Origin of the sequence: Salipiger abyssi (genome assembly GCF_001975705.1) — a bacterium.
GTDB lineage: Bacteria > Pseudomonadota > Alphaproteobacteria > Rhodobacterales > Rhodobacteraceae > Salipiger > Salipiger abyssi.
This window is the reverse complement of the sequence record NZ_CP015093.1, coordinates 1,354,777-1,377,838: the sequence shown is the minus strand read 5'-3', so window position 1 is coordinate 1,377,838 and position 23,062 is coordinate 1,354,777. Positions and strand designations below refer to the sequence as shown.

Here is a 23,062-nt window from a genome sequence, read left to right as displayed (position 1 = left end):
GAGGGAGAGACGGGGCCCGGGCGCAACAAGTTGCAGGGGGGGCGGAAATGAGCGGAAATTTATGCTTCGTCCTCGGCGATCAGCTGACGCGGGGGCTGTCTTCGCTGGAGGATCTCGACCCGGAAAACGACGTGGTTCTGATGGTCGAGGTGAGAGAGGAGGCGCGCTATGTGCGCCACCACAAGCAGAAGATCGCGCTTATCCTCTCGGCCATGCGCCATTTTGCCGAGGCGCTGCGCGGCGAGGGCATCAGCGTCGACTACGTGACGCTGGACGATGCCGACAACAGCCAGAGCTTTTCCGATGAGCTGGCCCGCGCGGTGAAACGCCACGACCCCGACAGGGTGGTGGTGACCGAGCCCGGCGAGTGGCGGGTCTGGGAGATGATGTCGGGCTGGGAGGAGGCGCTTGGCCTTCCGGTCGAGATCCGCGAGGACACGCGGTTCTATTGCAGCCGCGACGGCTTTGCCGCGTTTGCGAAGGGCCGCAAGAGCCTGCGGATGGAGACGTTTTACCGCGAGATGCGGCGGCGCACCGGCATCCTGATGGCTGATGGCGAGCCCGAGGGCGGGCAGTGGAATTTCGACAAGGAGAACCGCAAATCGCTGCCCCGCGATCTGCGCCCGCCCAGGCGCGACCGGTTCGCGCCGGACAAGGTCACGCGGCAGGTGCTGGATCTGGTGGCCGAGCGCTTTGACGATCATTTCGGCGATCTCGACCGCTTTGGCTGGGCGGTGACGCGCGAGGACGCGCTGGCCGCGCTCGATCACTTCATCGCCGACGCGCTGCCCTGTTTCGGCGATTATCAGGATGCGATGAAGGCGGGTGAGGATTTCCTGTTTCACGGGCTGATCTCGCCCTATCTCAATCTCGGCCTGCTGGAGGCGGCGGAGGTCTGCGAGCGTGCCGAGGATGCCTGGCGCAAGGGCGATGTGCCGCTGAATGCCGCCGAGGGATTCATCCGACAGATCCTCGGCTGGCGCGAATTCGTGCGCGGCGTCTACTGGACGGAGATGCCCGAATATGCCGAGACCAACCACCTGAACGCGACCCGCGATCTGCCCTGGGTCTATTGGAGCGGCGAGACCGCGATGCGCTGCATGTCCGAGGTCATCGGCACCACGCGGCGCAACGCCTATGCGCATCACATCCAGCGGCTGATGGTGACGGGGAATTTCGCGCTGCTGGCGGGCGTGGCGCCGGCGCAGATCGAGGAATGGTATCTGGCGGTCTATGCCGATGCGTTCGACTGGGTCGAGCTGCCCAACACCCATGGCATGGCGATACATGCCGATGGCGGGCTGCTGGGCTCCAAGCCCTATGCCGCCTCGGGTTCTTACATCAACCGAATGTCGGATTACTGCCGGGGCTGCGATTACGACCACAAGAAACGCACCGGCGAGGGGGCCTGCCCGTTCAACTATCTCTACTGGAATTTCCTGATGGAGAACGAAGAGCGCTTTGCCGACAACCCGCGCATGGCGCTGGTCTACAAGACCCTGTCGCGCTTCGATCCCGAGGAGCGCGACGCCATGGCCCGCGCCGCGCGCGCCTTTCTCGATGCGCCCGAAGATGCCCCGGCGCAGAAGCGGCTCGATGCCGGCTGGTAGCGCTCAGAGATCCAGCAGACCCGCCGTGGCATAGGCCGGCGCCAGCAGCGCGCGGCGGAAGCGGCCCAGCGGAAAGCGGCGCGGCGGGTGGCGCATCGCCTCGGGGATCGGTGCGCGCGGTGTCTTGCCCTGCACCAGATCGGCCAGCAGCATGCCCGTATGGGTGCCCATCGCCACGCCGTTGCCGTGATAGCCCATCCCGGCGAAGAGGCCCGGGTGATCCGGCACCGCACCGGCAAAGGGTGTGAGGCTCGCCATGATGCAGACCAGCCCGGCCCATTCGTGGCTTACGGTCACATCGCGCCAGGCCGGGAACATGGCGGCGAAATCGGCGCGGATCTTGCGCGAAATCGCCGTCTGCGCGCGCGGCGTCGCGGTAAGCCCGCCGCGCATGCCGAAGAGAAAGCGGTTGTCCGGCATCAGGCGGAAGTAATGCAGCAGGAACCGGTTGTCATAGGCCATCTGGTGCGAGCTCCAGCCCTGCGCCGCTTGCAGCTCGGACGAAATCGGCTCGGTGACGATGACGCTGGATTGCACCGGCAGGTAGCGGGCGCGCAGCCAGTCGGGCAGATCCTCTGACGAATAGCCATTGGTGGCGAGGATCACCCGGTCGGCGGTAAGTCTGCCCTGCGGCGTGTCGAGCTGCCAGCGGGTTTGCCGGGACAGCGCCGTGACCGGGCTGTGCGCATGCAGCGTGGCGCCGGCGGATTGCGCGGCGCGGGCGAGCCCGGCGAGATATTTGCGCGGGTTCAGCGCAAAGCCCAGCGGGATGGTGAGCGCGCCGAAGAACGGCCCGCCGAGTCCCTCCGCCGCCATCTCTTCCATCTCGGTCAGGCGCAGGCGGGTGCCGTAGGCCTCAGCCATGCCGTCGAGCCCGGCCTTCAGCTTGCCGAAGGCGCGGGGGGAATGGGCGATGATGGTCTCGCCCTCGGAATGGATGTCGGCCTCGATCCCGTGCGCCTCGATCAGCCGCGCCGCCGTGGCGACGGCGTCTTTCTCGGTCTGCCGCCAGGCAGCGAGCCCACGCGGGCCATAGTGCCGGCGAAGCTGCGCGTCGCTGGCCTTGGAGCCGCCGAGGCAGCAGAACCCGCCATTGCGCCCCGAGGCGCCATAGCCCGCGTGACCCGCTTCCAGCAGGGTGACCTCCACCCCGTCCTGCGCCAGATGCAGCGCGGTGGAGAGGCCGGTAAAGCCGCCGCCGATCACGGCGACCTCGGTGTGGCGCGGGCCGGGCAGGGCGGGCCAGTCGTCGCCGCTGACGGTATCGGCCCAGAAACAGGCCCCCTGCGGCCCGTAGGCCGCGGCTTCGTAGATGCGTTTCATATCAGTCTTCGGCGCGGATCGCGGCCTGTTCGTCGCGCGCCTGCGCCTGCGAGGCACGCTTGGTGATGATCGAGGTGGTGATGACGCCGATGGTGACGATGGCGATCAGGATGGTCGAGAGCGCGTTGATCTGCGGGCTGACACCCAGCCGCACCGCCGAGAAGATCTTGATCGGCAGGGTGGTGGCCGAGGGGCCGGTGGTGAAGCTGGCGATGACCAGATCGTCGAGCGACAGGGTGAAGGCCAGCAGCCAGCCGGAGATCACGGCGGGGGCGATGATCGGCAGGGTGACCAGCCGGAACGCCTCGAAAGCCGAGCAGCCGAGATCCAGCGCCGCCTCCTCCAGCGAGCGGTCGAAACTGCTGAGCCGCGAGGAGACCACCACCGAGACGTAGCACATGGAAAAGGTGGTGTGGGCCAGCACGATGGTAAAGACGCCCCGGTCGAGCCCGATGCCGATGAAGAGCAGCAGCAGCGACAGGCCGGTGATCACCTCGGGCATGACCAGCGGCGCATAGATCATGCCGGAAAACAGGGTGCGGCCCAGGAAACGGCCCGCGCGCACCAGCACATAGGCGGCCATGGTGCCGAGGATCGTCGCGAGGGTCGAGGAGAACACCGCGACCTTGACCGTGACCCATGCGGCATCGAGGAATTCCTGATCGCGGAACAGCTCGCCATACCATTTGGTCGAGAACCCCGCCCAGACAGTCACCAGACGGCTTTCGTTGAAGCTGTAGATGACCAGCAGGATCATCGGCAGGTAGAGGAAGGCAAAGCCCAGCGTGAGTGAGGTGGCGTTGAACCAGGAGAAGCGTCTCATTGTGTGACCTCCCCGCCCCGGACTTGTTCCGGGGCCTCATGGCTTGCCACGCATGTCGAGCGTGAGGGGCCGGGACGGGGGGCGCTGGCGTGAACGGTCATCCTTCCGCCTCCCGTGCCTTCTGCTCGTTGCGCTGGAACAGCACGATGGGGACGATCAGGATCAGCAGCAGGATCACCGCAACCGCCGAGGCCACCGGCCAGTCACGGTTGTTGAAGAACTCTTCCCAGAGCACCTTGCCGATCATCAGCGTGCCGGAGCCGCCGAGCAGCGAGGGGATGACGAATTCGCCGAGCGCCGGGATGAAGACCAGAAAACTGCCGGCGACGATGCCGTTTTTCGACAGCGGCCAGGTGACCAGCCAGAAGGCCGCGAGTTTGGAGCAGCCGAGATCCTCGGCGGCCTCGATCAGGCTCTCGTCCATCTTTTCCAGCGCCGAATAGATCGGCAGCACCATGAAGGGCAGGTAGGTGTAGACGATGCCGATATAGACCGCCGTGGGCGTGTTCATGATCATCAGCGGTTCCGAGATGATCCCGATCTTGAGCAGCACCGTGTTCAGCACGCCCTCGGTGGAGAGGATGCCCATCCAGGAATAGACGCGGATCAGGAAGGAGGTCCAGAACGGCAGGATCACCAGCATCAGCAGGGTCGGGCGCCATTCGGGCGCGGCGCGGGCCATGCCGTAGGCGATGGGATAGCCCACCGCGAGGGTCAGCAGGGTCGAAATGGCGGCGATCTTGAGCGAGCTGAGATAGGCCTTCCAGTAGAGATCGTCGGTGGTCAGGAAGGTGAAATTCTCGAAATCCAGCTCGGCGAAGAACGCCTTGAGGCCCTCCCAGCCGGTGGAGAGGTCGAGCTGCGGCATATAGGGCGGCCGCGCCAGCGCCACGTCCGAGAGCGAGATCTTGAGTACGATCACGAAGGGGACGAGGAACAGCACCAGCAGCCAGAGATAGGGCACGGCGATGAGGGCGAAGCGGCGCATCTACTTCCCTCCCTGCCGTTGGGCTGGGATCATCCGCCCCGGACCTGGTCCGGGGCCTCTGCGGTTGTCGCGTGGTCCAGCGGTGAGGTCCCGGCGCGGGGCCGGGACGGGCGGGCGGGGCGGAGGGGGCATGGCATCGGCTCAGCCCTCCAGCAGCACGCCGCAGCGGTCCGTCCAGTTCACCCAGACATCGTCTTCCCACGTGAAGCTGCGCCGCGTGTCGCGTTCGGTGTTGAAATTCTGCGCCTTGATGATCTGCCCGTTGCCGAGCTCCACATGGTAGGTCGAGAGGTTGCCGAGATAGCCGATGTCGATCACCTTGCCGCGCAGGACATTGTCGTCCTCGGGCCTGTTGCGGTGAATCTCGACCTTTTCGGGCCGCACCGCCACATAACCGGTCTGGCCGTTCGACAGGGTCAGCGGCGAGGCGCAGCGCAGCGGCGGCTGGCCCTCGGCCCAGTCGAGCTCGTAGACATCGCCGGCCTTGCGCGCCTTGCCTTCGAGCACGGTCACATCGCCGAGAAAGCCCGCCACATAGACCGAATTCGGCTGTTCGTAGATCACCGGCGGGGTGGCGACCTGCACCAGCCGCCCCTCGTCCATCACCGCGATGCGGGAGGCGACGGTCATTGCCTCCTCCTGATCGTGGGTGACGATCACGAAGGTGGTGCCGGTCTTTTCCTGAATGTCCATGAGCTCGAACTGCGTCTCTTCGCGCAGCTTCTTGTCGAGCGCGCCCAGCGGCTCGTCGAGCAGCAAGAGCTTGGGCGCCTTGGCGAGCGAGCGGGCCAGCGCCACGCGCTGGCGCTGGCCGCCGGAAATCTGGTGCGGCTTGCGCTTGGCGAACTTGGTCAGCCGGGTGAGGCGCAGCATCTCCTCCACGCGGGCGGCAATGGCGTCCTTGTCGCGGCTCTCGCGCTTTAGGCCGAAGGCGATATTCTCCCAGATCGACAGATGCGGGAAGAGCGCATAGCTCTGGAACATCATGTTCACCGGGCGCTTGTTGGGCGGGGTGGCGCTGATGTTCTGGCCGCCGAGGGTGATCTCGCCGTCCGAGATCGTCTCGAACCCGGCAAGCATCCGCATCATCGTGGTCTTGCCACAGCCCGAGGGGCCGAGCAGCGCGAAGAACTCGCGTTCGTAGATATCGAGCGACAGGCTGTCGATGGCGGTGAAATCGCCAAAGCGCTTGGTCACGTTGCGGAACTCGATCAGCGGGGTCTGCTGGGGATCGGTCCACGGGGCGAATACGGTCTGGGCCATGCGGGGAACTGTCCTGTCCGGGTCAAGAAAAAGCCCGCGCCTTGCGGGCGCGGGCCGGTCCGTCGGAGCGTCAGGTGCCCGACTTGATCTTGGTCCAGAGGCGCGTCACCACACGCTGCACCTTCGGCTCATAGGGCGTGGTGGTGAAGGTGTTCTCCATCGCCGCCGGCGTCGGATAGATCGCCGGATCGCCGATCACGTCCTCTTCCAGATATTCCTGCGAGGCGAGGTTGCCGTTGGCGTAGTAGACATAGTTCGACGCGGCGGCCATGTTCTGCGCGTCCATGATGAAGTTCAGGAAGGTGTGGGCACCCTCGGGGTTCGGGGCGTCGACCGGAATCGCCATCTGGTCGAACCACATCTGCGCACCCTCGTCCGGCGCGTAATAGGAGATCTCGACGCCGTTGTCGGCCTCGGCGGCACGGTCGCGGGCCTGAAGCACGTCGCCCGACCAGCCCACCGCGACGCAGATATCGCCATTGGCCAGCGCGTTGATGTATTCCGAGCTGTGGAACTTCTGGATATAGGGCCGGATCGGCATATAGACGTCTTCGGCCTTGGCGATCACGTCGGGGTCGTGGCTGTCGGGGTCTTCGCCGATATAGTTCAGCGCGGCGGGGATCATCTCGGCCGGCGCGTCAAGGAACATCACGCCGCATTCGGCGAGCTTCTCCATGTTCTCGGGCTTGAAGACCAGATCCCAGGAGGTCACCGGCGCATCCTCGCCCAGCAGTTCCTTGACCTTGGCCTCGTTCACGCCGAGCCCGGTGGTGCCCCACATGTAGTTGATCGAGTATTCGTTGCCGGGGTCGTATTTCGACGTCCGGTCGGCGATCACGTCCCACATGTTTTCCAGATTGGGCAGCTGCGACTTGTCGAGCTTCTGGAAGGCGCCGGCCATGATCTGGCGTTGCAGGAAGGTGCCGGTGGGTACCACGACATCGTAGCCCGAGCCGCCGGCGAGCATCTTGGTCTCGAGCACCTCGTTGCTGTCGAACACGTCGTAGATCAGGTCGAGGCCGGTTTCCTCCTCGAACTTGGTCAGCAGATCCTCGTCGATATAGTCCGACCAGTTATAGACGCGCACCTCTTCGGCCTGGGCCATGCCGGCGACCAGGGCGAGGGTGGCGGTGAAACTCAGAAGGGGTTTCTTCATCATGTGCTCCCGTTGGACAGGGGGTCTTGGCGCCCCGTGGCCTTTGGATTTGATCAAATGTTGCCGTCTATGGCAACATGAGAGATGTTTCCACGGGCTGCGATAGCGTGCAAGATGGCTTCGCGGGCGTTTTGATTAAGCGGGAGGCAGATGGTGAACATACGGGCAGAGACCGCGGGCCTTCCGGCGCATGAGATCGTCTATCGCCGGCTGCGCGACATGATTCTGTTTGGTGAGCTGGCGCCGGGTCAGCCGGTGACGATCCAGGGGCTGGTGGAGCGGCTGGAGACCGGCATGACCCCGGTGCGCGAGGCGCTGCGCCGGCTGATCGCCGAAGGTGCGCTGGTGTTTCAGGGCAACCGGCGGATCACCGTGCCCGTGCTCGACCGTGCGGCCATCGAAGAGCTGTCTCTGGCGCGCGAGGCGCTCGAACCGCAGCTTGCCAGACGCGCCGCGCTGCGCTGCGACGAGGCTGCGCTGGCGCGGCTGACCGCCACCGATGCGCGGCTCGACGCGGCCATCGCCAAGGGCGATGTCACCGGCTATCTGGTCGAGAATCATCAATTCCATGCCGAGCTCAACGCGGTGGCCGAGGCGCCGATCCTCACCGATCTGGTCGAGGGGCTCTGGCTGCGCTTCGGGCCGTCGCTGCGGGTGGTCTGCGGTCAGTTCGGCACGCGCAACCTGCCCGATCAGCACAAGGCCATTCTCGCCGCGCTCGCCGCCCAAGACCCCGACGCCGCCGCGCAGGCGATGCAGGCGGATGTCGCGCAGGGAATGACGCAGATCGCCGCCGGTTTGCCTGATTCGATTGACAGTAAATAATTTGATCATATTCTGCGCGGCAAACCCCAGAATTCAGGAGTCGCGGCCATGACGCTCATTTCTCCCAACGCGCCCACCGCCGAATTGCAGGCGCTGGACGCCGCCCACCACATGCACCCCTTCACCACCGGTGCCGATCTTGCGAAAAAGGGCGCGCGGGTGATCACCCGTGCCGAAGGCTGCTGGCTCACCGACAGCGAGGGTGAGCGTATCCTCGACGGCATGGCCGGGCTCTGGTGCGTGAATATCGGCTACGGGCGCAAGGAACTGGCCGCCGCCGCCGCGCGCCAGATGGAAGAGCTGCCCTATTACAACACCTTCTTCCAGACCACCCATGTGCCGGCGATCCAGCTCTCGGCGCGGCTGGCAGAGCTGGCGCCGGGCGATCTCAACCATGTCTTCTATGCCTCCTCCGGGTCCGAGGCGAACGACACCAATATCCGTCTGGTGCGCACCTACTGTGCCGAAAAGGGCCAGCCCGAGCGCAAGGTGATCATCTCGCGCTGGAACGCCTATCACGGCTCCTCGGTGGGCTCGGCGAGCCTCGGCGGCATGAAGGGCATGCACGGGCAGGGCGGGGTGATTCCCGATGTGCATCATATCGACCAGCCGGACTGGTGGGCCGAGGGCGGCGACTTGAGCCCCGAGGAGTTCGGCTTGGAACGCGCCCGCCAGCTCGAGGCGGCGATCGAGGAGATCGGGCCAGAGAAGGTCGCGGCCTTTATCGCCGAGCCGGTGCAGGGCGCCGGCGGCGTGATCGTGCCGCCCGAGACCTACTGGCCGGAAATCCAGCGCATCGTGAAGAAATACGGCATCCTGCTGATAGCCGACGAGGTGATCTGCGGTTTCGGACGCACCGGCAACTGGTTCGGGTCGCAGACCATGGGCATCACGCCGGACATCATGACCATCGCCAAGGGGTTGAGCTCCGGCTATCAGCCCATCGGCGGCTCGGTCCTCTCGGACGAGGTGGCCTCGGTGATCTCGGGCACCGAATTCAACCACGGCTATACCTATTCCGGCCACCCGGTGGCCTGCGCCGTGGCGCTGGAGAACCTGCGCATTCTCGACGAGGAGGGTATCGTGGCCCGGGTGCGCGACGAAACCGGCCCCTATCTGAAGGAAAAGTTCGAATCGCTGGCCGAGCACCCGCTGGTGGGCGAGGCAAAGATCGTGGGCTTCATGGGCTCCCTCGCGCTCACCCCGGACAAGGCGGCGCGCGCGCCCTTCGCCTCGGATGCCGGCACCGTCGGCTATATCTGCCGCGAGCGCTGCTTTGCCAACAATCTGGTGATGCGCCATGTGGGCGACCGCATGATCATCTCGCCGCCGCTGGTGCTGAGCAAAAGCGAGATCGACACGCTGATCGAGCGCGCCTGGAGATCGCTCGACGAATGCCACGCGGCGCTCAAGTCCGACGGGCTGATGGTCGCGGGGACGCGCGGTTAAGCGCATCCCGCCCCGGATCAAGTCCGGGGCGGGGCCAAGGGTGACTTAGCTCACCAGATGCGGTGCGCCGGTGGCCATATTGGTGCCGATATAGGGCTTCTTGGCGCCTTTCCACGCGCCGAACCCGCCTTCCATATGGGCGACGCGGCCAAAGCCGGCATCGAGCGCGGCGCGCGCCACGCGCTCGGAGCGCACGCCCGAGCCGCAATGGAACACGATGCGCTTGTCGCTCTGCCCGGGCAGCTTTTCGGCCTTGAAGAAGGCCAGCGGCATCAGCAGCGCGCCTTCCACATGTTCGAACATGAATTCCTGCGGGGTGCGTACGTCGACCAGAACGATCTCGTTCTTGTCGAAGGCCTCGGCGACCTCGTCGACGGTCCAGGTTTCCAGAATGCCGTCGCCGACCTGTTCGGTTTTCATGGCGTCTATCCTTTCGGAGGTTATGAGAAACTCTCTGTTCGATAAGTGCGGCTCCGCTTCCCGTTCCGCAAGGGGGCGGTGCCGCGCCGCGGCATCCCGCCGCGAGGGTATGCGCGCCGGATTGGTCACCGCGCGGGCAGAGACCTGGGCAAATCCCGCTGCGCTGCACTGGTATGCGGTTTTCGTGATGCAATTTTTTGCAGTTTCGGTTTTCTAGAGGGAAAGAGGGCGTTTGGCGGCGGCAGGCCGGCGCGCCGGGAACGGGACGGAGACGGGACATGATCAATTTTCTGGCAATCGAATCGTGGATCGAATTCGCCGTGCGCTGGCTGCATGTGATCACCGGCATCGCCTGGATCGGCTCGTCCTTCTATTTCATCGCGCTGGATCTCGGGCTGCATCGCGACCGCAACCTCGCCTCCGGCGCCGATGGCGAGGAATGGCAGGTGCATGGCGGCGGCTTCTACCACATCCAGAAATATCTCGTGGCGCCCGACCAAATGCCCGGCGATCTGGTCTGGTTCAAATGGGAAAGCTACGTCACCTGGCTGTCGGGCTTCGCCATGCTGGTGCTGGTCTATTACCTCGGCGCGGAGTTCTATCTGGTCGACCCTGAGGTGCTCGACATTCCGATCTGGCTCGGCATCGTCATCTCGCTGCTGTCGCTCTCGGTTGGCTGGATCTGCTACGACCTGCTGTGCAAATCGAAATTTGGCGACGACAACACGCGGCTGATGCTGCTGCTCTTCGTGATCCTGGTGGCCATGGCCTGGGGCTATACGCAGATATTCTCCGGACGCGCGGCGCTCTTGCATCTTGGCGCCTTCACCGCCTCGATCATGACCGCCAACGTGTTCTTCATCATCATTCCGAACCAGAAGGTGGTGGTGGACGATCTGATCAACGGGCGCACGCCCGATCCGAAATACGGCAAGATCGCCAAGCAGCGCTCGACCCATAACAACTACCTGACGCTGCCGGTGCTGTTTCTGATGCTGTCGAACCACTACCCGCTGGCCTTTGCCAGCGAATATAACTGGATCATCGCCAGCCTGGTTTTCCTGATGGGCGTCACCATCCGGCATTTCTTCAACACCATGCATGCGCGCAAGGGCACGCCCTACTGGACCTGGCTGGTCACGGCGCTGCTTTTCATCGCGATCATGTGGCTGTCGACGGCGAACCTGCCGGGCGAGGCGGATTGGGAGGCCGAGGCGCAGGGCGCTACGCTGCGCTATGCGCAGGCCGAAGGGTTCGAGGATGTGCAGGATATCGTGCTGGGCCGCTGCTCCATGTGCCACAGCGCCGAGCCGGGTTGGGACGGGCTGGCCTGGGCGCCCAAGGGCGTGCATCTGGACAGTGCGCAGGGCATCGCGGCCAATGCCAGGGCGATCTATCTTCAGGCCGGTCTGAGCCGTGCCATGCCGCCCGCCAACCTGTCCTTCATGGAGGACAGCGAACGCGCGGTCATCCGCCGCTGGTTCGAAGCGGCGGGCGAGGGCTGAGCCGGGTTACTGCGCGTCCTTGAAGACCGCCGAGACCGGGCGGAACCAGGCCTGGGCAAAGCTCTGGCCGTAAAGGGCTGCGATGGTCTCATAGGTGAAACGGGTCACGGGCATGGTCTGTCTCCTCGCTCTGCTCGAATGGTCTTGAAATATTCCTGCGCCATCCTCGCACACAGTTTGCAGATATTTCTCTAACGGGTCGATTGCGACTTTGGTTCCATGCGCAACACCGGTCCCGGGCCGTCGCATTCGCCCGTTTCAGAATCGCGGTGAAGCTGCTAAGTTTTGTGGGATGAATACGTTTAGCCCCAATATCCGCCCTGTCATCCGCCAGCTCGACGAGGCCGCGATCAACCGGATCGCGGCGGGCGAGGTGGTGGAGCGGCCTTCCTCGGCGGTCAAGGAGCTGGTCGAGAACGCCATCGACGCGGGCGCGCGGCGGATCACGGTCGAGGTGGCGGACGGTGGCAAGACCCTGATCCGGGTCAGCGACGACGGCTGCGGTATGTCGCCCCAGGAGCTGCCGCTGGCGCTGGCGCGCCATGCCACCTCCAAGATCGACGGCAGCGATCTGCTCAACATCCACAGCTTCGGCTTTCGTGGCGAGGCGCTGCCGTCTCTGGGCGCCGTCGGGCGGCTGATGATCCAGAGCCGCGCCGCGGGCGAGGAGGGGGCAGAGCTCTCGGTCTCCGGCGGGCAGATCTCCGCCGTCAAACCCTGCGCGCTGAACGGCGGCACGGTGGTCACGCTGCGCGATCTGTTCTTCGCCACGCCGGCGCGGCTGAAATTCCTGCGCAGCGACCGCGCCGAGATGATGGCGATTTCCGAGGTGATCAAGCGGCTGGCCATGGCCGAGCCCTCGGTGGGCTTTACCCTGCGCGATGTGAGCGAGGGCAAGGATCGCACCACCTTCCGCGCCGATCCCTGCTCGGGCGATCTTTTCGATGCGCTGCGCGGGCGGCTGGCGCAGGTGATGGGGGCGGAGTTCACCGACAATGCGCTGTCCATCGACGCGGAGCGCGAGGAGATTCGGCTGACCGGTCTCGCGGCGCTGCCGACCTATTCGCGCGGCACCTCGGTGGCGCAATATCTCTTCGTCAACGGGCGCCCGGTGCAGGACAAGCTGCTGCATGGCGCGCTGCGCGGCGCCTATGCGGATTTCCTCAGCCGCGAGCGGCACCCGGCGGTGGCGCTGTTTGTGGATTGTGATCCGCACAAGGTGGATGTGAACGTGCACCCGGCGAAATCCGAGGTGCGGTTCCGCGATCCCGGCGTGGTGCGCGGGCTGATCGTCTCGGCGCTGCGCCATGCGCTGGCCGAGGCCGGGCACCGCGCGTCGAGCACCGTGGCGGGCGCCACGCTTGGGGCGATGCGCCCCGAGCCCTCCGGCCCGCCGCGTGTCTACCAGATGGATCGGCCCTCGCAGGGCGCGCTCTCCACCGCGTGGAAAGCACAGGCGCCGATGCCCGCGCCGCAGCCGCCCGAGGCGGGGTTTGCCGAGATGGCGCAGGACTATTCCGGCCGCGTCGACCCGGTCGAAGAGGCGCCGCAAGGGGCCGATGAGAGCCACCCGCTGGGCGCCGCGCGCGGCCAGGTGCACGAGAATTACATCATCGCCCAGACCGGCGACGGCATCGTCATCGTCGACCAGCACGCCGCGCATGAACGGCTCGTCTATGAAAAGCTGAAACACCAGATGGCCGAGCGCGGCGTCGCCGCCCAGGCGCTGCTGATCCCCGAGATTGTCGAGTTCTCCGCCGACGACCTGTCGCGGCTGCTGTCGATCTCCGGGGATCTCGCCCGCATGGGGCTCAGCATCGAGCCCTTCGGCGGCAGCGCTGTCGCCGTGCGCGAAACCCCGGCGATTCTGGGCGAGGTCAACGCCAAGGCGCTGCTTTCCGACATTCTCGACGAGCTGGCGGATTACGGCAGCTCGCAACTGGTTCAGGAGAAAATCGAGGCGATCCTCTCCCGCGTCGCCTGTCACGGCTCGATCCGCTCGGGCCGCCGCATGCGCGCCGAGGAGATGAACGCGCTCCTGCGCGAGATGGAGGCGACGCCGCATTCCGGCCAGTGCAACCATGGCCGGCCCACCTATGTGGAGCTGAAACTCTCCGATATCGAGCGGCTTTTCGGGCGCACATGACCGACCCGCTGACGCTCGCGCTGGACGATCCGCGCCTCTGGGTCGCGCTGGCGCTGGGGGCGCTGCTGCTGGTCATGGTGCTGGCGATCCGCGCCGCCAACCGCGCGGCGCGTCTGGCGCAGCCGCTGGCCCAGCTCAACGCGCGCGTGCAGGCGCTGGGCGAGGGGCAGGAGCGACTGTCCGGCGGGCTGCATCACGTCACCGAGGCGCAGCTGCAAAGCCAGACCGCCATGCTGGAGCTGATGGAGCGCCGGCTCGCCGAGGTGCAGGGCCATATGTCGGAAAGCCTGCACGGCACCGCCCGGCGCACCGCCCACAGCCTCGGCGAGTTGCAGGAACGGCTCAAGGCCATCGACCGCGCGCAGGAGAATATCTCGCGGCTCTCGGGCGATGTGCTGTCGCTTCAGGACATCCTGTCGAACAAGCAGACGCGTGGCGCCTTTGGCGAGATCCAGCTCACCGATATCGTGACGAAAGCGTTGCCCGCCGACAGTTTCACACTTCAGGCGACCCTGTCGAACGGGCGCCGCGCCGATTGCCTCATCCACATGCCCGAGCCTCCTGGCCCCATCGTCATCGACGCGAAATTCCCGCTCGAAGCCTATGAGGCGCTGCAAAAATCCGAGATGGGCGACAGCCGCACCCGCGCCGCGCAGGCCTTTCGCCTCTCGGTGCGCAAGCATCTGCGCGACATCGCCAGCCGCTATATCATCGAGGGAGAGACCGCCGATTCGGCGCTGATGTTCCTGCCCTCCGAGGCCGTCTATGCCGAGCTGCACGCCAACCACCCCGAAGTGGTGCGCGAGGGCTTCAACCTGCGGGTCTGGATCGTTTCGCCCACCACCTGCATGGCCACGCTCAACACCCTGCGCGCGGTGCTCAAGGATGCGCGGATGCGCGAGCAGGCCGGCGCGATCAGGCGCGAGCTGGCGCTGCTCAACACCGATGTCGAGCGGCTGGGCACGCGGGTGGAGAATCTCGACCGGCATTTCGGGCAGGCCGCCAAGGACGTGGCCGAGATCCGCATCAGCGCCGACAAGGCCGGCCAGCGCGCTCGCCGGCTCGACAATTTCGATTTCGAGGACCGGCGCGGCGACACCGTCGTGCCGCTGCCGCGCAACTCCTGACCGCGCGCCGCCCTTCCCACCGGCATCAAACTTACGTATGGCGCATCGCAGATGTTTTGCCAGACCGACCGTCCTGCCGTATTCTTGCGCAAGATCAAGGACGGGAGGCCGGCCCCGGCCCATGCTGCCGGACCAGATAGAGGAGACGGGAAATGGAAGAGATCAGTGTCCGTAAGGTCGCCCATGTGATCCTGCTGGCGCGCGAGATCGACCGGGGCGAAGGCGAGTTGCGCGGGGTCATCGACCAGATGACCGAAGAGGAACAGGCCGCGCTGGTCGCGATCATGTGGATCGGGCGCGACGCGTTCGATGCCGACGAATGGGCCGAGGCCTATGCGACCGCCGTGTCCGAAGCCTCGACGCCGACCGCCGATTACCTGATCGGCACGCCGCATGTGGCCGACCATCTCGAAGCCGGTCTCGAAGCGCTGGGATACGATTCCTCCGACGAGGAAGACGAGCTCTTGCGCCGCGGCGCCTGAGCCGGCTCAGCGCAGCGCACGCCCCTTGACGATGGCATCGCCGCCAAAGCGGGCACGGATCGCATCCGTCGCCCGCTCGGCGCTGGCGCGTTTCGAAGCCTGCGGGTCGAGCAGATCGCCCAGCCGGTCGGCCTGATCGGCGGGCACCAGCTGCGAGATCCCGGCCCCCAGCAGCCGGTAGGGCCCGCGCGGTCCCATCTGGTCGAACAGCGCCCGCGCCTCGCGATAGATCCGGTCGGCCATCTGCGTCGCGTCCTCCAGCGCGTGGCGCCGGGTGATCAGCTTGAAGTCGGCGCGCTTCGCCTTGAGCGTCACCACCCGTCCCGCAAGCCCCTTGGCCTTGGCGCGGTCGGCGACCTTTTCGCACATCCGCCAGAGATGGCCGTCGAGAATATCCGGATCGGCGGTGTCCTCGTGAAAGGTGGTCTCGTTCGAGATCGACTTGACCGGCGCATCGCGGGTGACGCGGCGCTTGTCCTCGCCGCGCGCCAGGTGCCAGAGCCGGTCGCCCATCGACCCGAACCGCGCGATCAGATCCTCGCGCTGCCAGCGCAGCAGATCCTCGAAGGTGCGGATGCCCGAGCGGTCCAGCGCGTCCTGCCCCGCCTGGCCCACGCCCCAGATCATCCGCACCGGCTGCGGGCGCAGGAACGCCTGCGTCTCGGCCTTTCCGATCACCGAAAACCCGTGCGGCTTGTCGAGATCCGAGGCGATCTTGGCGAGAAACTTGTTATGCGAGAGCCCGATGGAGCCGGTCAGCCCCAACTCGTCGCGCATGCGCTTTACCAGCCGTGCCAGCATCACCGCCGGCGGGTGCCCGTGCAGCCGCGCGGTGCCGGTCAGATCCAGAAACGCCTCGTCCAGCGACAGCGGTTCGATCGCCGGCGTCAGCTCTTCCATGAAGCCGCGAATCTGCCGCGAGACCTCGGCATAAAGCGACATGCGCGGTTTCAGCACCACCGCGTCCGGGCAAAGCTGGAGCGCCTTGAACATCGGCATGGCCGAACGCACGCCCCGGATGCGGGCGACATAGCAAGCGGTCGAGACGACGCCGCGCTTGCCGCCGCCGATGATCAGCGGTTTGTCGGCCAGTTCGGGATTTTCGCGTTTCTCGACGCTGGCATAGAAGGCATCGCAATCCATATGCGCGATGGAGAGCGACCACAGCTCGTCATGCGAGACGATGCGCGGGCGCCCGCAGGCCGGGCAGCGGGGTCCGGTTTCGAACTCTGTCAGGCAATCGCGGCACAGCGCTGGCATGGCTGGTAATTCCGAAGCGAATGGTTACCTCTTCACTATAGGCACGAACAGAGGTCAGGGCCACGCTGTGAGCTTTGCTGGAGCGAAAGTGATGCTGTTTCTCGGGGAGGACCTTCTCGTGATCCGGCGCGATCATACCGCGGGGATCCCCTGGCCGGGCTATCTCGATTTTCCCGGCGGCGGGCGCGAGGCGGGCGAGTCGCCCGAGGCTTGCGCCCTGCGCGAAACCCGCGAAGAGGTGGGGTTAGATCTGCCGGAAGATGCGCTGATTTGGCGCCACCGCCACGGGCAGGCCTGGTTTTTTGCCGCGCACCTGCCGGCGGAGCGCGTCGGAGATGTGAGCTTCGGCGATGAGGGCTATGGGTGGCAGCTCATGCCGCCGCAGGAATATGCGGCGCGCGAGGATGCGATTCCGCATTTCCGAGCATTGCTGAGCGCCTATCTTTCGGGACGGCCCTGAAGGGTCACGCGGCGTCGCCGTGCCAGAGACGCAGCCAGTCGAAGGCGCGACGCGGGCGCGGCTCTTCCTTGCGCGGCTGTCGCTGCGGCTCGGCTGCGGAGGGGCGCAGACGGGAGCGCAACCTGTCCGGCATCTGGCGTGCGCGCATCGCGTCGGACATGAGCCCGCGCGAAATCTCGGGAAACTCCGCATTCAGCGGCGCCGGATAACGGCTGGGCACGCGCAGACGTCCCGCATCCGTGTAAAAGGTCACCAGCGCTTCGAAGCGTTCTTCGGCGGCGTTGTAGGTCAGGTTGCCGATCTGGGCGGGGGTCTGTGTCATCGTCCTGCTCCTGCGGTCTCTGTGGATAGAAAACGCAGAGTGCCGTGCTGGGTTCCCGAGACCGCTGTCGCGCCCGCCGGAGTGTCAGCCGCGGTTGGGACGCTGGGCCTGCGGCGAACGCAGTTCCTGCTGGATCGACAGCGCCGCGTCGCGCGGGCTGGGCGCGCGCCAGACCGGACGGCCGACGACGATATGGTCGGCCCCGGCGGCGACGGCGCTGGCCGGCGTCGCGATGCGCTTCTGGTCGTCATCCGCGGTGCCGTAGGGGCGCACGCCGGGGGTGACGATGAGCCGGCCCTCGGCCTGAGGCAGGGCGCGGATGCGGGCGGCTTCGTTGGGCGAGGCGATAATGCCGTCGGCACCGGCCTCGAAGGCGCGGGCGGCGCGCTCGACGACCAGGTCGGCGATATCGCCGTCGCGGATCAGGCTGTTGTCGAGATCGGCGCGGTCGAGCGAGGTGAGGATCGTCACCGCGAGGATCTTGAGGTCCTTGCCGGCGGCGCCTTCCTTGGCCGCGCGCACCACATGCGGGTCGCCATGCACGGTGAGGAAATCGAGATCGAACTGCGCCAGCCCGCGCACCGCGTTCTCCACCGTCTGGCCGATATCGAAGAGCTTCATGTCGAGAAAGATGCGCTTGCCGTGCTCCTGCTTGAGCTCGTTGGCCAGCGCCAGTCCGCCCCCCGTGAGCATGCCCAGCCCGATCTTGTAGAAGGAGACCGCATCGCCGATGGATTGGGTCAGGTGCAGCGCCTCGATGGCGTTGGGCACGTCGAGGGCAACGATCAGGCGGTCGTCGGACATGGGGGCGCTCCTGCGGTCTGGGGACGGAGGTGTCATGCGGTGCCGGCCCCGCGAGGTCAAGCCTCGGGCAGGGGCGGACAAATCCTTTCGAAAGGATTTGCAAATTTCTTCGAAGAAATTTGCCTCCCCGCCGCGCCGGATTTTGTGATCACGGGGCTTGAAGCGCCGCGCTTGGCCGACCATCTTCTGTGATGAGGCCCGAGACCCGGCGTGCTGCCAAGCAGGCGCCAAATTCCCGTTCGGGCGCTTATGGAAGGAGAGACAGATGAACTTGGAGAAGTTCACGGAACGGTCGCGCGGTTTCATTCAGGCGGCGCAGACCATTGCGATGCGGGAAAGCCACCAGCGGCTCTCGCCCGAGCATATTCTGAAGGCGCTGATGGATGACGAGCAGGGGCTCGCCTCCAATCTTATCACCCGTGCCGGCGGCCAGCCCGCGCGCGTGGTTGAGGCGCTGGAGCAAAAGCTCGCCAAGATCCCGAAAGTCGGCGGCGATGCCGGGCAGACCTATCTCGACAGCGCCACCGCCAAGGTGCTGGACGAGGCCGAAAACGTCGCCAAGAAAGCCGGCGACAGCTTTGTCCCCGTCGAGCGCATTCTCATGGCGCTGGCCATCGAGAAATCCGGCGCCAAGGACGCGCTGGAGGCGGGCGCCGTGACGCCGCAAAAGCTCAACGAGGCGATCAACGACATCCGCAAGGGCCGTACCGCCGACAGCGCCAATGCCGAGGAAGGCTATGACGCGCTGAAGAAATACGCGCTGGATCTGACGGAGCGTGCCGAACAGGGCAAGATCGACCCGATCATCGGCCGTGACGAGGAAATCCGCCGCTCGATGCAGGTGCTGTCCCGCCGGACCAAGAACAACCCGGTGCTGATCGGTGAGCCCGGTGTCGGTAAGACCGCCATCGCCGAAGGCCTGGCGCTGCGCATCGTCAATGGCGACGTGCCCGAAAGCCTGCGCAACAAGCGGCTCTTGGCGCTCGACATGGGGGCGCTCATCGCCGGTGCGAAATATCGCGGCGAGTTCGAGGAGCGTCTGAAATCCATCCTGAAGGAGATCGAGAGCGCCGCGGGCGAGATCATCCTCTTCATCGACGAGATGCACACGCTTGTGGGCGCGGGCAAGGCGGACGGGGCGATGGACGCCTCCAACCTGCTGAAACCGGCGCTGGCTCGCGGTGAGCTGCACTGCGTCGGCGCCACCACGCTCGACGAGTACCGCAAGCATGTGGAGAAAGACCCGGCCCTCGCCCGGCGTTTCCAGCCGGTGATGGTGCAGGAGCCGACGGTCGAGGACACGATCTCGATCCTGCGCGGCATCAAGGAGAAATACGAGCTGCACCACGGCGTGCGGATCTCGGACTCTGCCCTGGTGTCGGCGGCAACGCTCTCGCATCGCTACATCACCGACCGGTTCCTGCCCGACAAGGCCATCGACCTGATGGACGAGGCGGCCAGCCGTCTGCGCATGGAAGTTGACAGCAAGCCCGAAGAGCTCGACCAGCTCGATCGCAACATCCTGCAAATGCAGATCGAGGTCGAGGCGCTGAAGCTCGAGGACGACCAGGCGTCGAAGGACCGGCTGGAGACGCTGGAAAAGGAACTGGCTGAACTCGAGGAGAAATCCGCCGAGATGACCGCCCAGTGGCAGGCCGAGCGTGACAAGCTGGCTTCGGCCCGCGACATCAAGGAAGAGCTCGACCGTCTGCGCGCCGAGCTGGAGATCGCCAAGCGCGAAGGCAATTACGCCAAGGCGGGCGAGCTGCAATACGGGCGCATCCCGGAGCTGGAGAAAAAGCTCACCGAGGCCGAGAATGCCGAGGACGATGTCATGGTCGAAGAGGCTGTGCGTCCCGAGCAGATCGCCGAGGTGGTCGAGCGCTGGACGGGTATCCCGACCTCCAAGATGCTGGAGGGCGAGCGCGAGAAGCTCCTGCGCATGGAAGACGGGCTGCACAAGCGGGTTGTCGGTCAGAACCAGGCGGTGAAGGCGGTGGCGAATGCCGTGCGCCGGGCCCGTGCCGGGCTGAACGACGAGAACCGTCCGCTGGGCTCGTTCCTCTTCCTCGGGCCGACCGGCGTGGGGAAAACCGAGCTGACCAAGGCGGTGGCGGAGTTCCTCTTCGACGACGACAACGCCATGGTGCGGATCGACATGTCGGAATTCATGGAGAAACACTCCGTGGCCCGTCTGATCGGTGCGCCTCCGGGCTATGTCGGCTATGACGAGGGCGGTGTGCTGACCGAGGCCGTACGCCGGCGCCCGTATCAGGTGGTGCTGTTCGACGAGGTCGAAAAGGCGCATCCGGACGTGTTCAACGTGCTGTTGCAGGTGCTCGACGACGGGGTGCTGACCGACGGTCAGGGCCGCACGGTCGATTTCAAGCAGACGATGATCGTGCTGACCTCGAACCTCGGCTCGCAGGCGCTGTCGCAGTTGCCGGAAGGCGCGGACAGTTCGCAGGCACGGCGCGACGTGATGGACGCGGTGCGGGCGCATTTCCGCCCCGAGTTCCTCAACCGTCTCGACGAGACGATCATCTTCGACCGGCTGAAGCGGGACGATATGGATGGCATCGTCGAGATCCAGCTGGCGCGTCTGCTCAAACGTCTGGCGCAGCGCAAGGTGCGGCTGGAGCTGGACGAGCCGGCCAAGAAATGGCTGGCCGAGGAAGGCTACGACCCGGTTTTCGGCGCGCGTCCGCTGAAACGGGTGATCCAGCGCGCCTTGCAGGATCCGCTGGCCGAGATGATCCTCGGCGGCGATATCCACGACGGCGATACGGTGCCGGTGAGCGCCGGGGCCGACGGGTTGCTGATCGGCGAGCGTATCGGTGCGTCGAACCGCCCGCGCCCGGACGATGCGGTCGTGCACTGAGTATTGCGCCTGGAAACAGGAAAAGGCCCGCCGGTTGGCGGGCCTTTTTCGTTGCGGTGGGGTGACGGGGCGGTGGGCAGATTGCCCACCCTACTTATATGGCGCAGACCCCGTAGGGTGGGCAATTTGCCCACCGTCCGCTGCGCTCAGTCGAGTCCGATCGCGGTGCGGGCGAGCCCGTCGAGCAGATCGTGGATCTTCTGCATCTCGCCCTCGGGATAGGCGCGGAAGCCGATGGTGGTGACCTCGGGCGCATCGTGGCGGACCATGACGAAGATATCGTAGGGGCAGAACATCACGTTCATCGGATCCGCCTCCATCACCTCGCGCGAAAGCTGCGCCGAGCAGAAGCTGTAGATATCCGCGTGATCGAAGATCACCACATCCGAGCCGACATCGGCGCGGGTGCGCTCCAGCATGTCGCCGGTGTGGCTGACGTGGTCGATGACCAGCCCGGCATCGATGATCGCGCTCTCCAGGCCGAAGGTCACATCGTCGAAACTCTGGTCGGTGTCGTAGGTCACGACCTCCTCCGCGAGCGCGGGGCCGGCGGCCAAGGCCAGCATTGCGAGCAGTTTTTTCATCTCTCTCCTCCCCAGTGGTTGCCGAACCCGGCGGCGATTGTCACTGTGCCGGTGATACCTGCAAACCGCTAATCATGCAAATCAATGAATATATGAGGGGATAGGATGGGCCCGGCTATGTATGCCCTGCAAATTCTTGCGCTGGTCTTTATCGCGGTCATCGGTGCCGCCATGCTTCTGGCGGTGGCGCTGTTTGTCATCGACCGCACCCAGGCGGGCGACGCGATCCGCCGCAACTATCCCGTGATCGGACGGTTCCGGGGGCTGTTCACCAAGCTGGGCGAGTTCTTTCGCCAGTATTTCTTTGCCATGGACCGCGAGGAGATGCCGTTCAACCGTGCGCAGCGCGACTGGGTCTATAATGCCACCAAGGGCGGCGACAATACCGTGGCCTTCGGCTCGACCCGCAATCTCAACATTCCCGGCACGCCGATCTTTGTGAACGCGGTCTTCCCGCCGCTCGACGATCAGTTCGCCACCACCGAGCCCATGGTGATCGGCCCGCATGCGCGCGTCCCTTACGTGGCCAGGTCGATCTTCAATATCTCGGGCATGAGCTATGGCGCGATCTCGCGCCCGGCGGTCGAGGCGCTGAGCAAGGGCGCCTTCAAGGCGGGCGTCTGGCTCAACACCGGCGAAGGCGGGCTCTCGCCCTATCACAAGGCGGCACCCTGCGATCTGGTGTTCCAGATCGGCACCGCCAAGTTCGGGCTGCGCGACGAGCATGGCGGGCTGAGCGACGACAAGCTGCGCGCGGTGGCCGCCGATCCGCAGGTGAAGATGTTCGAGCTGAAGCTGGCGCAGGGCGCCAAGCCCGGTAAGGGCGGCATCCTGCCCGGCGAGAAGGTCAACGAGGAGGTCGCGGCCATTCGCGGGCTCAAGGTCGGGCAGGCGGGGATCTCGCCCAACCGGCACAGGGAGATCGACGATTTCGGCGATCTGCTGAACATGATCGGCCATATCCGCGAGGTCTCGGGCAAGCCGGTGGGGTTCAAGACGGTGATTGGCTCATCGGACGAATGGGAGAATCTCTTCGAGCTCATTATCGAGCGTGGCGCCGAGAGCGCGCCGGATTTCATCACCATCGACGGCGGCGAGGGCGGCACCGGGGCCGCGCCCATGCCGCTGATCGACCTCGTCGGCATGCCGATCCGCGAGGCGCTGCCGCGCATCGTCGACCTGCGCGACCGCTACGGGCTCAAGGACCGCATCCGCATCGTCGCCTCGGCCAAGCTGGTGAACCCGGCGGATGTGGCCTGGGCGATCTGTCTCGGCGCCGATTTCATCACCTCGGCGCGCGGCTTCATGTTCTCGATGGGCTGCATCCAGGCGCTGAAATGCAACCGGAATACCTGCCCGACCGGCATCACGACCCACGACCCGCGCCTGCAAAAGGGGCTCGTGGTCGAGGACAAATATGTCAAGGTCGCCAATTACGCCAAGGGCATCATCAAGGAAGTCGAGACCATCGCCCATTCGGTGGGCGTCTCGGAGCCGCGCCAGATGCGGCGGCGGCATGTGCGCATCGTGCAGGCCGATGGCAGCTCGATCCCGTTCAACAAGATCCGCCCGAGTTACAGCGCAGACACCGCAACGTGAGTCTTTGTTTGTTTGTGGCATGGCCCTCCGCAGCT

20 protein-coding genes are annotated in these 23,062 nt (G+C 65.6%); 10 read left to right on the top strand and 10 right to left on the bottom strand.

Annotation, left to right across the window (positions count from 1 at the left end):
• Positions 1-47 precede the first annotated feature (47 nt).
• On the top strand, positions 48-1,610 hold the full coding sequence (locus tag Ga0080574_RS10275; protein WP_076698285.1) for a cryptochrome/photolyase family protein: 1,563 nt from the start codon (positions 48-50) through the stop codon (positions 1,608-1,610).
• Positions 1,611-1,613: 3 nt separating this feature from the next.
• On the opposite strand, the gene Ga0080574_RS10270 is transcribed toward Ga0080574_RS10275, so the two are convergent.
• The 5 genes from Ga0080574_RS10270 to Ga0080574_RS10250 all read right to left on the bottom strand — a co-directional run bounded on the left by Ga0080574_RS10270 (position 1,614) and on the right by Ga0080574_RS10250 (position 7,163).
• Positions 1,614-2,933: an NAD(P)/FAD-dependent oxidoreductase gene (locus tag Ga0080574_RS10270; protein WP_076698282.1), complete on the bottom strand. Its 1,320-nt coding sequence runs from the start codon at positions 2,931-2,933 to the stop codon at positions 1,614-1,616.
• Position 2,934: 1 nt separating this feature from the next.
• Positions 2,935-3,756 carry an ABC transporter permease gene (locus Ga0080574_RS10265; RefSeq protein ID WP_076698279.1) on the bottom strand — a complete coding sequence of 274 codons (822 nt, stop codon included), beginning with the start codon at positions 3,754-3,756 and terminating at the stop codon, positions 2,935-2,937.
• A gap of 97 nt (positions 3,757-3,853) precedes the next feature.
• On the bottom strand, positions 3,854-4,744 hold the full coding sequence (locus Ga0080574_RS10260) for an ABC transporter permease subunit (protein WP_076698276.1): 891 nt from the start codon (positions 4,742-4,744) through the stop codon (positions 3,854-3,856).
• 141 nt (positions 4,745-4,885) lie between these two features.
• Positions 4,886-6,007 (bottom strand): ABC transporter ATP-binding protein, encoded by a 1,122-nt coding sequence (locus Ga0080574_RS10255; protein WP_076698273.1) that lies wholly within the window; start codon positions 6,005-6,007, stop codon positions 4,886-4,888.
• 70 nt (positions 6,008-6,077) lie between these two features.
• Entirely contained in the window at positions 6,078-7,163 is a 1,086-nt protein-coding gene (locus Ga0080574_RS10250) for a polyamine ABC transporter substrate-binding protein (protein WP_076705854.1), read from the bottom strand.
• Positions 7,164-7,313: 150 nt separating this feature from the next.
• Here Ga0080574_RS10250 and Ga0080574_RS10245 point away from each other — a divergent pair, with 150 nt between their 5' ends.
• Both Ga0080574_RS10245 and Ga0080574_RS10240 read left to right on the top strand, forming a co-directional pair.
• Positions 7,314-7,988 carry a GntR family transcriptional regulator gene (locus tag Ga0080574_RS10245; RefSeq protein WP_076698268.1) on the top strand — a complete coding sequence of 225 codons (675 nt, stop codon included), beginning with the start codon at positions 7,314-7,316 and terminating at the stop codon, positions 7,986-7,988.
• 48 nt (positions 7,989-8,036) lie between these two features.
• Entirely contained in the window at positions 8,037-9,437 is a 1,401-nt protein-coding gene (locus Ga0080574_RS10240; RefSeq protein ID WP_076698260.1) for an aspartate aminotransferase family protein, read from the top strand.
• A gap of 45 nt (positions 9,438-9,482) precedes the next feature.
• Here Ga0080574_RS10240 and Ga0080574_RS10235 read toward each other — a convergent pair whose 3' ends face one another.
• Positions 9,483-9,857 carry a rhodanese-like domain-containing protein gene (locus Ga0080574_RS10235; RefSeq protein ID WP_076698256.1) on the bottom strand — a complete coding sequence of 125 codons (375 nt, stop codon included), beginning with the start codon at positions 9,855-9,857 and terminating at the stop codon, positions 9,483-9,485.
• A 278-nt stretch (positions 9,858-10,135) separates the two neighbouring features.
• Between Ga0080574_RS10235 and Ga0080574_RS10230 the strand changes: the two genes are divergently transcribed.
• The 4 genes from Ga0080574_RS10230 to Ga0080574_RS10215 all read left to right on the top strand — a co-directional run bounded on the left by Ga0080574_RS10230 (position 10,136) and on the right by Ga0080574_RS10215 (position 15,117).
• Positions 10,136-11,362, top strand: coding sequence for a urate hydroxylase PuuD (locus Ga0080574_RS10230; RefSeq protein WP_076698253.1), 1,227 nt, complete (start codon positions 10,136-10,138; stop codon positions 11,360-11,362).
• A 292-nt stretch (positions 11,363-11,654) separates the two neighbouring features.
• Positions 11,655-13,508, top strand: a complete 1,854-nt coding sequence (gene mutL, locus Ga0080574_RS10225) for a DNA mismatch repair endonuclease MutL (protein ID WP_076698251.1) — start codon at positions 11,655-11,657, stop codon at positions 13,506-13,508.
• A complete protein-coding gene (locus Ga0080574_RS10220) occupies positions 13,505-14,635 on the top strand; it encodes a DNA recombination protein RmuC (RefSeq protein ID WP_076698247.1) in 1,131 nt (376 codons plus the stop codon). The genes mutL and Ga0080574_RS10220 overlap by 4 nt, the downstream gene beginning before the upstream one ends.
• 152 nt (positions 14,636-14,787) lie before the next feature.
• Positions 14,788-15,117, top strand: coding sequence for a DUF3775 domain-containing protein (locus Ga0080574_RS10215; protein ID WP_076698243.1), 330 nt, complete (start codon positions 14,788-14,790; stop codon positions 15,115-15,117).
• A 6-nt stretch (positions 15,118-15,123) separates the two neighbouring features.
• On the opposite strand, the gene Ga0080574_RS10210 is transcribed toward Ga0080574_RS10215, so the two are convergent.
• The gene (locus Ga0080574_RS10210) at positions 15,124-16,377 is read right to left on the bottom strand and encodes a DNA polymerase IV (protein ID WP_076698241.1); all 1,254 of its coding nucleotides are present in this window, start codon (positions 16,375-16,377) and stop codon (positions 15,124-15,126) included.
• Positions 16,378-16,468: 91 nt separating this feature from the next.
• Here Ga0080574_RS10210 and Ga0080574_RS10205 point away from each other — a divergent pair, with 91 nt between their 5' ends.
• On the top strand, positions 16,469-16,837 hold the full coding sequence (locus tag Ga0080574_RS10205; RefSeq protein WP_237219349.1) for an NUDIX domain-containing protein: 369 nt from the start codon (positions 16,469-16,471) through the stop codon (positions 16,835-16,837).
• Between the two features lie 4 nt (positions 16,838-16,841).
• Here Ga0080574_RS10205 and Ga0080574_RS10200 read toward each other — a convergent pair whose 3' ends face one another.
• Together Ga0080574_RS10200 and pyrF are read right to left on the bottom strand one after the other, a co-directional pair.
• The gene (locus tag Ga0080574_RS10200; protein ID WP_076698235.1) at positions 16,842-17,159 is read right to left on the bottom strand and encodes a hypothetical protein; all 318 of its coding nucleotides are present in this window, start codon (positions 17,157-17,159) and stop codon (positions 16,842-16,844) included.
• Positions 17,160-17,243: 84 nt separating this feature from the next.
• Positions 17,244-17,963 (bottom strand): orotidine-5'-phosphate decarboxylase, encoded by a 720-nt coding sequence (pyrF, locus tag Ga0080574_RS10195; RefSeq protein WP_076698232.1) that lies wholly within the window; start codon positions 17,961-17,963, stop codon positions 17,244-17,246.
• 265 nt (positions 17,964-18,228) lie between these two features.
• On the opposite strand from pyrF, the gene clpB reads away from it, so the two are divergent.
• Positions 18,229-20,844 (top strand): ATP-dependent chaperone ClpB, encoded by a 2,616-nt coding sequence (gene clpB / locus Ga0080574_RS10190; protein WP_076698229.1) that lies wholly within the window; start codon positions 18,229-18,231, stop codon positions 20,842-20,844.
• Positions 20,845-20,990: 146 nt separating this feature from the next.
• Here clpB and Ga0080574_RS10185 read toward each other — a convergent pair whose 3' ends face one another.
• Positions 20,991-21,428 (bottom strand): DUF302 domain-containing protein, encoded by a 438-nt coding sequence (locus tag Ga0080574_RS10185; RefSeq protein WP_076698226.1) that lies wholly within the window; start codon positions 21,426-21,428, stop codon positions 20,991-20,993.
• A gap of 117 nt (positions 21,429-21,545) precedes the next feature.
• On the opposite strand from Ga0080574_RS10185, the gene Ga0080574_RS10180 reads away from it, so the two are divergent.
• A complete protein-coding gene (locus Ga0080574_RS10180) occupies positions 21,546-23,027 on the top strand; it encodes an FMN-binding glutamate synthase family protein (protein ID WP_237219348.1) in 1,482 nt (493 codons plus the stop codon).
• Positions 23,028-23,062 lie beyond the last annotated feature (35 nt).